At 67.9% G+C, this 13281-nt stretch carries 8 protein-coding genes; 3 read left to right on the top strand and 5 right to left on the bottom strand.

The features are described 5' to 3' along the window. Positions 1 to 125: 125 nt before the first annotated feature. The 5 genes from BMX32_RS18180 to pepN all read right to left on the bottom strand — a co-directional run bounded on the left by BMX32_RS18180 (position 126) and on the right by pepN (position 10567). Positions 126 to 1922 carry an autotransporter outer membrane beta-barrel domain-containing protein gene (locus BMX32_RS18180; protein WP_029213828.1) on the bottom strand — a complete coding sequence of 599 codons (1797 nt, stop codon included), beginning with the start codon at positions 1920 to 1922 and terminating at the stop codon, positions 126 to 128. A gap of 272 nt (positions 1923 to 2194) precedes the next feature. Then, positions 2195 to 4525, bottom strand: a complete 2331-nt coding sequence (locus tag BMX32_RS18175) for a Tex family protein (RefSeq protein WP_089981545.1) — start codon at positions 4523 to 4525, stop codon at positions 2195 to 2197. Positions 4526 to 4625: 100 nt separating this feature from the next. Further along, positions 4626 to 5387, bottom strand: a complete 762-nt coding sequence (locus BMX32_RS18170; RefSeq protein WP_089981543.1) for an RDD family protein — start codon at positions 5385 to 5387, stop codon at positions 4626 to 4628. A 73-nt stretch (positions 5388 to 5460) separates the two neighbouring features. Continuing rightward, complete coding sequence (gene mnmG / locus BMX32_RS18165; RefSeq protein WP_089981541.1) at positions 5461 to 7335, bottom strand: tRNA uridine-5-carboxymethylaminomethyl(34) synthesis enzyme MnmG; 1875 nt, start codon at positions 7333 to 7335, stop codon at positions 5461 to 5463. A gap of 583 nt (positions 7336 to 7918) precedes the next feature. After that, positions 7919 to 10567, bottom strand: a complete 2649-nt coding sequence (gene pepN, locus BMX32_RS18160) for an aminopeptidase N (protein WP_089981539.1) — start codon at positions 10565 to 10567, stop codon at positions 7919 to 7921. Positions 10568 to 10640: 73 nt separating this feature from the next. Between pepN and BMX32_RS18155 the strand changes: the two genes are divergently transcribed. The 3 genes from BMX32_RS18155 to BMX32_RS18145 all read left to right on the top strand — a co-directional run bounded on the left by BMX32_RS18155 (position 10641) and on the right by BMX32_RS18145 (position 13277). Next, positions 10641 to 11642, top strand: a complete 1002-nt coding sequence (locus BMX32_RS18155; RefSeq protein WP_089981537.1) for an aldose 1-epimerase — start codon at positions 10641 to 10643, stop codon at positions 11640 to 11642. Continuing rightward, the gene (locus BMX32_RS18150; protein ID WP_244511605.1) at positions 11639 to 12583 is read left to right on the top strand and encodes a pyridoxal-phosphate dependent enzyme; all 945 of its coding nucleotides are present in this window, start codon (positions 11639 to 11641) and stop codon (positions 12581 to 12583) included. The genes BMX32_RS18155 and BMX32_RS18150 overlap by 4 nt, the downstream gene beginning before the upstream one ends. A 112-nt stretch (positions 12584 to 12695) precedes the next feature. Further along, a complete protein-coding gene (locus BMX32_RS18145) occupies positions 12696 to 13277 on the top strand; it encodes a DNA-3-methyladenine glycosylase I (protein WP_343123867.1) in 582 nt (193 codons plus the stop codon). Positions 13278 to 13281: the final 4 nt, after the last annotated feature.

Here is a 13281-nt window from a genome sequence, read left to right as displayed (position 1 = left end):
ACGGCTTATCAGGCGGAAAGCCGGCGCGCTCTTGGCTGACGCAGATATCAGCCTAAACCTACACATAAGCGGCCAAAAAAACGCCGGCTCGTGGCCGGCGTTTTCGTGTCGCGGTCCGATGACGATCAGAACGCCATCTTCAGCCCGAGGTTCAGGCCGTTGTAGCGCTGGGTGTCGTCGGCGAAGCGACCGGTGTAGCTCACCCAGCCGCTCCAGGTCTGGTTGAAGTCGGCCGTGACGCCGAGGTCGGCCGTGACCCAGGTCTTGTCCGGGGAGAAGCCCTGGATGCTGAACTCGCCCGCCATGTTGGTCAGGCCCGCGGTCACGAAGCGATCCTCGGCGCGACCGTCATGGTTGTATGCCACTTCGACGAACGGACGAAGCATGGTGTTGCCCGACTGCCAGGCGCCCTGCAGGCGCCAGCCTGCCGTCTCGATGCGGGCGTTGCGCGTCTGCTTGTCGAAGCGCATGGCCGTGCTGGTGTCGTTGCGCTCGGTATAGCCGAAGACGCGCAGCTGCTGGAAGTCGACCGAGACGTACGGACCGGTCTTCAGCGACTCGCTGCCGAACCACCAGCCGCCCGTGAGGCCGGCGCCGACGTGCGAGCCGTCCGTCTTGCCGGTCTCGGTGCGACGCGCGCTGCCGAGGTCGATGCGGCGATCGATGTCGGTGAAGCTGAGCTGGCCGAAGCTCACGTACGTGCCGACGTAGCCGCCACCGTTGTGATAGAAGGCGTAGCCCGAGCCGGCGATGTCCTGCATCTTGTAACCGCCGCCGCCCTGGAAGTCGGCCTTCGACTGCGCGACGCCCATCGCCACGCCCACGGACACGTTGTCGTTCACGCGCGCATCGGCGCCGATCGTCAGGTTGACGTTGTCGCTGTCGGTCTTGGGCGAGGTATCGGTGTTCTTGAACTTCTGCTGGCCGTAATCGACCGCCGCGAAGACGCGCGATTCGGCGCCGAAGTTGTCGGCCACCATCTGGTTGCGCAGCGTGCGCACGTGCGCGGCGTTGGACGCCAGGCCCGCTTCGCCGAGCAGCGAGATCTGCTGCGGAGCGGTGATCACCGAGATCGCGTACTGGCCAAGCAGTGCGTGCGCCGCGTTGGTCGGGTGGATGCCGTCGGCGAAGAGGTACGTGGCGGCGGCGTTCGGATCGCGCAGGGTGGCGGGCGAGCAGGTGATCGAGCTGGCCGTGGTGCAGGCCGGCACGGTGACGTTGGTGAAGCCGTAGGTGCCCGGGCTCGCGATCACTTCGTTGAGCAGGGCGTAGGTGTCGATCGGCACGATGCCGCGATTCGCCGATGCGAGACCGCCGGACAGCACGCCGTTGTAGACCTGCGCGAGCTGCGAGATGCCGGCCGACGCGGCGGCGCCTTGCGACAGGGCTGCCGGGGTCTTGCCGACGTCCGGCAGGTTGAAGACGACGATGGTCTTGGCGCCCGCGGCCTGCAGCGCCTTGATCTGTGCGACTTCGTTCGTGGCGGCGGTCGCGACCGTCACCTGCGCGGTGGCCGGGTTGCCGGCGGCGGCGAGCAGGTCGTTGGCGCCGATCCACATCGTGTAGAGGGCATTCGGGTTCGCCTTGCCACCGTTGGCGGCGAGGTACTGCTGGACCTGCGTCGACGTGGCGGGGACCGGGTTGGCGATCGCGGCGCGGGCGCCGCCGAAGGCGTAGTCGGTGCCACCGGCGAGGGACGGCGTGAGCGACAGGTTGAAGTACTTCGCGATGTTCTCGACCGCGACCGTGCCGGGGTTGGTCGTGAAACGGGTGACCACCGGGGAGCGGCTGAGGATGGAGACGTTGCCGTTATCGCTCAGGCTGTCGCCGAACGAAACGACCTGCTGGAAACCGTCGGCGTGCGCCCCGGCACTGAAGAGAAGGGCGGCGCCAATGGCACCGGCAAGATGGCGAATACGCATGAATGACACTCCGTGTGGGGCGTTAGAGAAGCGTTACGGTAATGGAAGCCATACGGCAGCGCATGCTGCGGCGCGGCAGTCCGTTACAGACGGTGCAAAGCCTGTCAGGCGTGGCGTCCGCGAACGTTGTCGGCCGTCACGGCCCTGAGGAAATTCTGGGATTCGCGACGGCTCGTGTGGGAGCGCGCTTGCGCGCGAAGGGGTGCTCGCGGCAAGCACCCTTCGCGCGCAAGCGCGCTCCCACACAAGAAACCGGCCAACGTGCGATGCGGTTACTTCTTCTGCGCGCGTGAGAACGCGTCGGCGAAGGCGCTGTTGGCCGGTGCCGCTGTCGGCTTCGGCATCTGCGGGCCACGGCCCTGCTGCCCGCCACCGCGGCGGTTGCCGCCAGGCGCGTCTTCGCGCTGCGCGGGGCGTCCACCGCGCGCTTCGCCCGGCACGTCGTCGAGGCGCATGCTGAGGGCGATGCGCTTGCGCGGCAGGTCCACTTCCATGACCTTCACCTTGACGATGTCGCCGGCCTTCACCGCGTCGCGAGGATCCTTGACGAAGGTGTGCGACAGCGCGGACACGTGGACCAGGCCGTCCTGATGGACGCCGATGTCGACGAACGCGCCGAACGCGGCCACGTTGGTCACCCGGCCCTCCAGCACCATGCCGACCGTCAGGTCCTTCAGGTCTTCGACGCCTTCGGCGAAGCTCGGTGCGACGAATTCGGGACGCGGATCGCGACCGGGCTTTTCCAGCTCCTTGAGGATGTCGCGGACCGTCGGAACGCCGAAGGTCTCGTCGGTGAAATCCTCGGCCTTCAGGCTGCGCAGGAACGACGTGTCGCCGATCACCTGCTTCACTTCGCGGCCGCACTGCTTGAGGATGCGCTCCACGACCGGGTAGGCCTCCGGATGCACCGAGCTCGCGTCCAGCGGATTGCTGCCGTCGCTGATGCGCAGGAAGCCGGCGCACTGTTCGAAGGCCTTGTCGCCGAGGCGCGGCACCTTGAGGAGATCCTTGCGGCTCGGGAAGGGGCCGTGGGCGTCGCGGTGCTTGACCACGTTTTCCGCCACGCTCGACGAGAGGCCGGCGACACGGGCGAGCAGCGGCGCGGAGGCCGTGTTCACGTCGACGCCGACGGCGTTCACGCAGTCCTCGACACGGGCGTCGAGTGCGCGCGCGAGCTTCACCTGGTTGACGTCGTGCTGGTACTGGCCGACGCCGATCGCCTTCGGTTCGATCTTCACGAGTTCGGCGAGCGGATCCTGCAGGCGGCGCGCGATGGACACCGCGCCGCGGATCGACACGTCGAGCTCGGGGAACTCCTTCGATGCCAGTTCGGACGCGGAATACACGGATGCACCCGCTTCGCTGACGACGACTTTCGACAGGTTGAGGTCGGCATGCTTGCGCATCACCTCGCCGACCAGCTTGTCGGTTTCACGCGAGGCCGTGCCGTTGCCGATCGCGACGAGGTTCACGCCGTGCTGCTTCGACAGCTGGGCGAGGCGGGCGACGGACTGGTCCCACTGGTTGCGGGGTTCGTGCGGATAGATGGTGTCGTACGCGAGCAGCTTGCCGGTGGCGTCCACGATGGCGAGCTTGCAGCCCGTGCGGATGCCGGGATCGAGTCCCATCACCGTCTTCGATCCCGCGGGGGCGGCGAGCAACAGATCCTTCAGGTTCTCGCCGAACACGCGGATCGCTTCGTCTTCCGCGCCCTCGCGCACGCGACCGAAGAGATCGAGCGTGAGGTGCAGATGGAGCTTGACGCGCCACGTGAGGCGCACCGTCTCGCGCAGCCACGCGTCCGCCGCCCGGTTGCGGTTGACGATGCCGGCACGCGCGGCGACGCGGCCTTCGCCTTCCGCATGGCCCTGGTCGGCGTCGACGCCGGGGTTGAGGTCGATCTCGAGCACGCCTTCGTTGCGCGCGCGCATCAGGGCGAGCAGGCGGTGGGATGGAATCTTGCTGACCGGTTCGACATGGTCGAAGTAGTCGCGGAACTTGGCGCCTTCGTTTTCCTTGCCGGCGACGACGGTCGCGCGGATCTGACCCTTGTCCCAGAGCCAGTCGCGCAGTTCGCCCACCAGGGCCGCGTCTTCGGCGATCGTCTCCATGAGGATCGCGCGCGCGCCATCGAGCGCCGCGCGCGTGTCGGCGACGCCTTTTTCCGCGTCGACGAAGCCGGCGGCGAAGGTGTCGGGGTCGAGGGTCGGGTCGTCGCGCAGGCCCAGCGCCAGAGGCTCGAGGCCGGCTTCGCGGGCGATCTGGGCCTTCGTGCGGCGCTTCGGCTTGTACGGCAGGTAGAGATCTTCGAGACGCGCCTTGGTGTCCGCCGAAACGATGTCGGCGCGCAGCGCGTCGGTCATCTTGCCCTGCTCGGCGATGCTGTCGAGGATGGCGACGCGACGGTCTTCGAGCTCGCGCAGGTAGCGCAGGCGCTCTTCGAGAAGGCGCAGCTGGATGTCGTCGAGACCGCCGGTGACCTCCTTGCGGTAGCGCGCGATGAACGGCACGGTGGCGCCGCCGTCGAGGAGCTCCACCGCCGCGCGCACCTGTTCGGGCTTCGCGGCGATGTCCTGGGCAATACGTTGTTCGATGCTCTGCATGGTTTTCCTGTGCGTTGCTCGCCGGCCGAACGAAGGGCCGGGGCCGCCGATGATAGCAAGCACAGGGATCGCCCCGGCCGGATGGCCGGGGCGAGTCGCGTCAGGCGTCGAACGAGCCGCCCGGGCCGCTGCGCGGTGCCGGCGTCGCGACCGGCGCCGTGTCGGCGCGGCCCATCAGCACATAGGTGCTCGCCAGGAGGTCGTGCACGCCCTGCTTGCGCTGGGTAAACGCGGCCACGATGTAGAAGACCATCGGGATGACGAAGGTGAACGCGTTGATGAGGCGAATCGCATTGCGCCCCGCGGCGCGACCCACGCTGATGCGGGCACCGTCGACATCGGTGACGCGGATCCCGACCGCCATCTTGCCGGGCGTCGCCTGCCACTTCGAACTCTCGAAGAACGCGTAGTAGATGAAGCCGAGCACCAGCAGCACGAACGTGATCGGCTGGACGGCGTCGGCGTATGCCGTGATCGCGGCGGTCCGATCCGTTTCCATCTGCTTGAGAAGGGTGTTCATCACCGCGCCGAGGCCCATGCTCAGGCTGATGATCGTGAAGGGCACCATGAGGATCAGGTAGTCGATCACCCAGGCGCCGAAGCGCAGCCAGAAGCCCGCGTACTCGGGCTCGGCGACGTCGGTGATGCCCATGAAGGGCGGCGGTGGAGGCGGTACGGGCGGCACGCTGCCGGCGGCAGGACGGTCGTCCGGAAAGAGTTCGCCAAGCGGGCGCCAGTCGGTCATGCCCTCGTGCCAGCCGAGCTCGTCCGGGCGGCAGGTGCCGTCGCGCAGCCACTGCCGGATTTCCTCGTCCCGATAGGGGCCGAAGCGCTCGCCGTTTCGTCCGATCCAGACCTGCATGATGTTCCTTCCGATACCTGACCCGATGCCGGGCATGATGCCAGATGGTCGGCGCGGCCGCCGGTGCTTGAAGTCAGGCCGCCCGTCGTTTCAGGTGCACCAGCAGCAGCGAGATCGCCGCCGGTGTGACGCCGCTGATGCGCGACGCCTGGCCGATCGTGGCCGGCAGCGACCGTTTCAGCTTGAGCAGCACCTCGGCCGAAAGCCCGCGCACGCGGTCGTAGTCGAAGCCCTCGGGAATCGCGGTGGTCTCGTGGCGGCGCTGGCGCTCGATCTCGTCGCGCTGGCGTTCGAGGTAACCCGAGTACTTCGCCTGCACTTCGACCTGCGTGGCGACTTCGGCGTCCGCGACGGCCGGGCCGAGTTCCGGTACGGAGGTCAGCATCGCGTAATCCATCTCCGGGCGACGGAGCAGATCGAGCGCATGCGTCTCGCGACTGACGGCGATACCCAGCGTGCGTTCGACCGCCGCGCCCAGTGCGTTCGTCGGTGCGGCCCACAGGCCGCGGAGTCGCGCCGTTTCCTTCTCGCTGGCCTCGCGCTTCGCTTCCAGACGGCGGAATCGCGCGTCGGGCACCACGCCGAGCGCATGGCCTTGCGGCGTCAGTCGCAGATCGGCGTTGTCTTCGCGCAGGTGCAGCCGGAACTCGGCGCGCGAGGTGAACATGCGGTACGGCTCGATGGTGCCGTTGGTCGTCAGGTCGTCGATCAGCACGCCGATGTAGGCTTCGTCGCGGCGCGGGGTCCACGGCGCGTCGCCGCGCACGGCGAGCGCGGCGTTCATACCGGCGACCAGCCCCTGGGCACCGGCCTCCTCGTACCCCGTGGTGCCGTTGATCTGGCCCGCGAAGTAAAGGCCGGGGATGCCCTTCGTCTCGAGTGACGGATGCAGGCCGCGCGGGTCGAAATAGTCGTATTCGATGGCGTACCCGGGGCGTGTGATGTGCGCGCGTTCGAACCCGGGTATCGAGCGGACCAGCGCGTACTGCACGTCGAAGGGCAGCGACGTGGAGATGCCGTTGGGATAGATCTCGAACGTGTCGAGGCCTTCCGGTTCCACGAAGATCTGATGCGAGGTCTTGTCGGCGAAGCGGACGACCTTGTCTTCGATGGACGGGCAGTAGCGCGGACCCACGCCCTCGATCTGTCCGCTGTACAGCGGCGAGCGGTCGAGCGAGCCGCGGATGAGGTCGTGCGTCTCGTTCGTGGTCTGCGTGATCCAGCAGCTCACCTGGCGCGGATGATCGGCCGCCGACCCCATGAACGAAAAGTGCGGCATCGGATCGTCGCCCCGCTGTTCCTCCAGCCGCGAGAAGTCGATGGTGCGGCTGTCGATGCGCGGCGGCGTGCCGGTCTTCAGGCGATCGGCGGCGACCGGCAGCTCGCGGAGCTTCGCGGCGAGCGTCGACGCCGGCGGGTCGCCCGCGCGTCCGCCGGCGTACTGCGCGGGGCCGATATGGATCTTGCCGGCGAGGAACGTGCCCGCCGTCAGCACGACGGCGGGGGCATGGAAGTCGAGTCCCATCTGCGTACGCACGCCGGCGACGCGACCGTCGATCAGGATGAGGTCGTCGACCGCCTGCTGGAACAGCGAGAGATTCGGCTGCGTCTCGACGATGTGGCGAATCGCAGCCTTGTAGAGTGCGCGATCCGCCTGGCAGCGCGTCGCGCGCACGGCCGGCCCCTTCGAAGCGTTGAGCGTCCGCCACTGGATGCCTGCCCGATCGGCGGCGATGCCCATGGCCCCGCCGAGCGCATCGATCTCCTTGACGAGGTGGCCCTTGCCGATCCCGCCGATCGCGGGGTTGCAGCTCATCTGGCCGATCGTCTCGATGTTGTGGCTGAGCAGGAGCGTGCGGGCGCCGGCCCTGGCGGAGGCCAGCGCGGCCTCGGTGCCGGCGTGGCCGCCGCCGACCACGATCACGTCGTAGGTTTCGTTGTGCAACATGGGAGAGGGGTCGGTGATGCCGGAGGGAACATTTTACGCCGGTCCGGCTGCCGCTGCCGTGACAGCGGGTTCTGCTGGTGTGGGAGCGGCCTTGGCCGCGATGGGTCCTTGCCGCGAGCACCCATCGCGGCCAAGGCCGCTCCCACAGGACATGGTGGCGTCACGGGCGACATCGGGAACGATGGCACGACTCATGCTTGACCTACGGGGCACTTCCCACGGGCAGACGCTGCGCGATCATCCGCGCGCCGAGGCCGGACACAGGGGTCTGGCTGCGTGCTGGGGGAAGGAAGCGGGATGCGGGCAAGGATGCCCCATTCGGTTCGACGAATGAGATCTGGCGCCCGGCGGTCTCAGGAACAGGGGGAATCCAGGATGACCGTGCTGCCGGGCGCCAGAAACCGAGTGACTGGCACGAAGAGCCGCGACTTGTCGCGGCTTTCTTCGTTGGGAGCAAACATACACCGTCCCAATGAACCGTGTGTGACTTTTGCGTCAAAAAAGTGCTCTGTTCCGGCAAACAGTGACGCAGTACGTCAGTTTTTTACATGCCATGACAAGGGAGCGTGATTGAGCGCACGTTTCAGCCCAGTGCGACACGCGCCAGGATGTCCGTCAGGTCGCGCGACAGGTCCTTCCGCGCCGCCAGCTCCGACACCGCGGCGTGGGCGGCTTCGCGGCGCACCGGTTCCAGCCGCTTCCAGCCATTGAACGCTGTCGCCACCCGTGCCGCGACCTGGGGATTGAGCGCGTCGATGGCCACGAGGCGATCCGCAAGCCACCGATAGGCGGCCCCGTCGGCACGGTGGAAGCCCGTCGGGTTGGCGCGCGCGAACGTGCCGATCAGCGACTGCACTCGGTTCGGATTCTTCAGGGTGAAGGCCGGATCGTTCTCCAGTGCCCGCACGCGGGCGAAGGCGCCGTCGCCGGGCAGCGCCGCCTGCAGGGCGAACCACTTGTCGAGCGCCAGTGCGTTGTCGTCGTAACGACGGCGGAAGTGCGCGATCGAGGCCAGGGCCGCTTCGGGCGCATGGGTCGCGAGGGTCGCCTGTGCGGCGAGACGGTCGGTCATCCCGGGCGCCTGCTCGTACTGCGCCGCGGCGAGATGCGTCGCGCCCTCGACGTCCACCAGCGCCAGCAGATCGAGGACCCGGCGCTTCAGCTGGCGGCGTGCCTGGCTCGCGGCATCGAGCGATGCGCTGGTCGCCTCGCGGAGCCGGTCGTAGCGCTGGCGCAGCGCGTCCACGCCGATGCGCTGCGCCAGCGCGCGCAGCATCGCCTGCCGCGAGGCACGGATGCGGTCGGGATCGCGCTCGGCCTGGCGTTCGACCAGCTCGATCTCGCCGGGCGGCGTGAGGAGTTCGGCCAGCAGGGCGTCTTCCACCGACGCGTCGCGGAAGAGGTCGGCAAGCGCCTGGCTCCAGGCGGTGAGCGCGGCACCCGTCAGCCGGCCGTCGCGCGCATCGTCGTAGGCCAGTCCCGCGAGTTGCTGGCCGGCCTCCCAGCGATTGAAACCGTCGGGGTCGTGGCGCAGCAGCACGGCGAGCTCGTCGGGCTGGTAGTCGCATTCGAGGATGACGGGCGCCGAAAAGCCACGCAGCAGCGACGGCACGGGCGGCCGGGCGATGTCTTCGAACACGATGCTGCGTTCCGCCCCGTCGAGCACCACCGTGCGCTCTGTTCCGCCCGCCACCGCTTCACCCTCGAGACGCAGCGGCAGCGCGCGACCCTCGCGGTCGAACAGCGACAGACGCACCGGGATCGGCAAGGCCTTCTTCGTCGTCTGGCCCGCCGTCGCCGGCGTGCGCTGGCGCAGCGTCAGGCGGAAGCGGCCCTGTGCCGGATCGTGGCGTCCTTCCGCCGTGAGGCGCGGCGTCCCCGCCTGGCCGTACCAGCCGAGGTATGCCGACAGGTCGACGCCGTTCGCGTCGCCGAGCGCGCCGAGAAAATCCTCGATCGTGGCGGCGCGTCCATCGTTACGTTCGAAATACAGATCCATGCCCCGGCGGAATCCATCGGCACCGAGGTGCCCGGCGAGCATGCGGACGAGTTCGGAGCCCTTCTCGTAGACCGTGGCCGTATAGAAATTGTTGATCTCGCTGTACTGCGACGGACGCACGGGATGCGACAGCGGGCCGGCGTCCTCGGGGAATTGCGCGCGGCGCAGGAGCGCGACGTCTTCGATGCGCTTCAGTGGCGCGGAATTCATGTCCGCCGAGAAACTCTGCTCTCGATAGACGGTCAGGCCTTCTTTCAGGCTCAGCTGGAACCAGTCGCGGCACGTGACGCGGTTGCCGCTCCAGTTGTGGAAATACTCGTGCGCCACCACGGCCTCGACGTGACGGTATTCGTCGTCGGTGCTCGAATCGGGATCCGCGAGCAGGTACTTCGCGTTGAAGATGTTGAGACCCTTGTTCTCCATCGCGCCCATGTTGAAATCATGCGTGGCGACGACGTGGAAGACATCGAGATCGTAATTTCTTCCGTACGCGCGTTCGTCCCACCGCATGGAGCGGATCAGCGAATCCATCGCGTAGTCGCAGCGGTCGATGACGTCCGCCTCGGCCCAGATGTGTAGCGCGACGGCGCGACCGTCGGCGGTCGTGTAGTCGTGGCTGATGCGCTCCAGCCGGCCCGCGACCAGCGCGAACAGGTAGCTCGGCTTCGGGTGCGGGTCGACGAAGCGCGCCCAGTGCCGTCCCTCGGGCAGGTCGCCGTCGCCGTCCGGATTGCCGCCGGCGAGCAACACCGGGAAGCGTGCCTTGTCGGCGCGCAGCGTCACCGTGTACTTCGAGAGCACGTCGGGCCGGTCGGGGAAAAAGGTGATGTGACGGAAACCCTCGGCCTCGCACTGCGTGAGCAGGAAACCCTTCTCGCGACTACCCGAGAGGTAGAGCCCCTCGAAGGCCGTGTTTTCCGCCGGGCGCAGCGCGACGCGCGTCGTCACCGTGCATTCGGCGGACGCCACCGCGAACTCGAGCACGCCGTTGGCGAGGATGTACTCGCCGTCGCCGAGGCGGCGGCCGTCCACATCGAGGGAGAGCAGTTCCAGACCTTCGCCGTTCAGGCGTACCGGCTCGTCGGCCTCCCGGGACAGTTCGAGCGTCGCAAGAACCTCCGTGCGATCGATCCCGAGGTCGAACTCCAGGGCCACGTGCCGGACGGACCAGGCGGGCGCCCGATAGTCGGCAAGGCGGACGATGGCGGTGGGGGCGTCTGAACGATCGCTCATGGCGGGGGCAACGTTTGTCTGGTATGTCAGGCAGGCTAACATGCGGTCGAACCCGTCAAAAGGAAGTCACCCCATGTCCCGTTTCACGATTGCGCGCTCCCGGCTAGGCGAGCAGGAGCTGGTGCTGCTGGTCGACCGCGACGCCGAGCGCGAGATCCGCATCGCGCTGCGCGGCGCCACGGTCCTGTCGATCGCCACCGAAAAGCGCGGGAAGATGCACGATATCGCCGACGGCTTCCGGAGCGAGAAGGAGCTCGTCAAGCACACGGGCTCCCGCTTCGCGATCATGACGCCGTTCGCGAACCGCGTGGACGACGCACGCTATACGTTTGAAGGAACGGCTTACGATTTGCAGCCGGGCGCCGTGGGCGCGGATCGGGCCAGTCGCCACGGCTTCCTGCGGGGTGCGACGTTCCACCTCGATCGCGAAAAGGCGGACGACACGCACGCCGCCGTCACCCTGAGCGCGAAGATCCGGCCGGACGATCAGCCGGGATATCCGTTCGCGCTCGATGTCTCGGTCACGTTCACGCTGGACAACGACGGACTCACGCTCAAGGCAGAGACACATAACGTCGGCAAGCACGACGCGCCCACGTTCTTCGGATGGCACCCGTACTTCCGGCTTTCCGACAACCCGATCGAAACCTGGGAACTCCAGGTGCCAGCCGACACGGTGATCGCCGCGCGCGAAGACTTCATCCCGCTGGCGGGGACACGCGCGTGGACGTCGCTCGACAAGGCGGACCCTCGCATCGACTTCCGTTCGCCGCGCACCATCGGCGACGTCGAGCTGAACCACACCTTCGCCGACCTGCAGCTCGATGCCGACGGGCGTGCGCGCACGCGACTGCGCGATCCGGCGACGGGCGAATCCATCGCCGTCTGGCAGACGAAGGGTGTCATGCTCGCATTCACGTCCGACACCGCGGAGCGCGACGCGCGCAAATCCGTGGCACTGGAGCCGATGGAATGCATCCCCGACGCTTTCAATCGCGACGACTGCGCGCCGCTGATCCGTCTGCCGCCCGGCGAGAAGAAGACGTTCCTGTGCGGGGTGGAGTTCGCCGCGTGACGCTTCCCGCCTTCGCCGACGTCCGCGATGCGGCGGCGCGCATCGCGCCCCACGCGCTGGTGACGCCGGTACTGCGCAGCGATCGTATCGACGCACTCGTCGGTGCGCGTTTCGTCTTCAAGTGCGAAAACCTGCAGCGGGGTGGTGCGTTCAAGTTTCGTGGCGCCACGAATGCCGTGTGGTCGCTGGGTGACGACGAGGCCGCCAACGGTGTCGTGACGCACTCGTCGGGCAACCATGGCAACGCGCTCGCCATGGCGGCGCGTACGCGTGGCATTCCCGCGCACGTGGTCGTACCCGACGGCGCGGTGAAGGCGAAGGTCGACGCCATCGTCGCCGCCGGCGCGATCGTCCACCGCTGCGCGCCTACCACGGCCGCGCGCGAGGCGATGGCGGCCGATGTGCAGGCGCGGACGGGCGCGCGACTCGTGCATCCCTATGCCGATCCGCTCGTCATGGCGGGGCAGGGCACGCTCGTTCCCGAACTCCTGCGCCAGGCTCCCGGCATCGACACGTTGCTGTTTCCGGTCGGCGGCGGCGGGCTCGCCTCGGGCTGCGCCATCGCCGCGCACGGCATCGATCCGGGCATCCACCTCGTCGCCGCGGAGCCCGAAGGGGCCGACGACACGGCGCGTTCGCTCGACGCCGGCGAGCGTGTGGGGTCTTTCACGCCGCACACCGTCTGCGACGGTCTGCGCACGCTGCTGGGCGAGCCCAACTTCCATGTCCTGCGCGATCACGGCGTCGACGTGCGGCGCGTGAGCGACGAGGAGGCGATCGATGCGATGCGTCTGCTCTGGACCGAGTTGCGCATCGTCGTGGAGGTGTCGAGCGCGACCGTGCTGGCCGCCGCGTTGCGCTATCCGGAGCGGTTCGCCGGGCGCCACGTCGGTGTCGTGCTGACGGGTGGCAACGTCGATCTCGACGCGTTGCCGTGGTGAAATCGTGTGGGCGTCGCCCATTGGGATGACGTCCACACGCGCGCCGTCGCAGCCACCCGCACGGACAGCAGCGCAAGGACTCTGCGGACATTGACGGCGCTGCCCCGACGATATGCTCGCCTCTCGAAAAGGGACGAGGGGCGGAACCATGCGTTGCACCTGGGCAGAGCGGAGCGACATCGAGCGCGCGTTTCACGATACGGAATGGGGCGTGCCCGTGCACGACGATCGCCAGATCTTCGAGCGGCTCGCGCTCTGCACGGTGCAGGCGGGCCTCGCGCTGCGCACGGTGCTCGCGAAACGCGATTCCCTCCGCGCGGCGTTCCACGGGTTCGACATCGCACGCATCGCGGCGATGACCGACGACGATATCGCGGTCGTGCTTTCGGACCGTGGCGTCGTACGGAACCGCCTGAAAATCGAAGCCATCCGCAGTAATGCCCGCGCGACGCTGCGCATCGTCGCCGAGCACGGCTCGCTCTCTACCTTTTTGTGGGGGTTCGTCGACCCGAATCTCACGCGTCGCCGGGCAAACGCGGATCCGCTGCCGGGGCGCAGCGAGGCCTCGGACCGGATGAGCGACGCATTACGTGCAAAGGGCTTCCGCTTCGCCGGTACGGCGATTTGCCACGCCATGATGCAATCGACCGGGATGGTCAACGATCACGCGGTCGAGTGCTTTCGCTATGGCTGACTCG

Source organism: Luteibacter sp. UNCMF331Sha3.1, assembly GCF_900109915.1.
GTDB lineage: Bacteria > Pseudomonadota > Gammaproteobacteria > Xanthomonadales > Rhodanobacteraceae > Luteibacter.
The sequence above is the reverse complement of the archived record's forward strand: the minus strand, read 5'-3'. Positions and strand labels throughout refer to the sequence as shown.

Excerpts from the sequence above, each read along its gene's own strand:
- BMX32_RS18180 (WP_029213828.1), bottom strand. The coding sequence starts at position 1,922 with ATGCGTATTCGCCATCTTGCCGGTGCCATTGGCGCCGCCCTTCTCTTC.
- BMX32_RS18175 (WP_089981545.1), bottom strand. The coding sequence starts at position 4,525 with ATGCAGAGCATCGAACAACGTATTGCCCAGGACATCGCCGCGAAGCCC.
- BMX32_RS18170 (WP_089981543.1), bottom strand. The coding sequence starts at position 5,387 with ATGCAGGTCTGGATCGGACGAAACGGCGAGCGCTTCGGCCCCTATCGG.
- mnmG (WP_089981541.1), bottom strand. The coding sequence starts at position 7,335 with ATGTTGCACAACGAAACCTACGACGTGATCGTGGTCGGCGGCGGCCAC.
- pepN (WP_089981539.1), bottom strand. The coding sequence starts at position 10,567 with ATGAGCGATCGTTCAGACGCCCCCACCGCCATCGTCCGCCTTGCCGAC.
- BMX32_RS18155 (WP_089981537.1), top strand. The coding sequence starts at position 10,641 with ATGTCCCGTTTCACGATTGCGCGCTCCCGGCTAGGCGAGCAGGAGCTG.
- BMX32_RS18145 (WP_343123867.1), top strand. The coding sequence starts at position 12,696 with ATGCTCGCCTCTCGAAAAGGGACGAGGGGCGGAACCATGCGTTGCACC.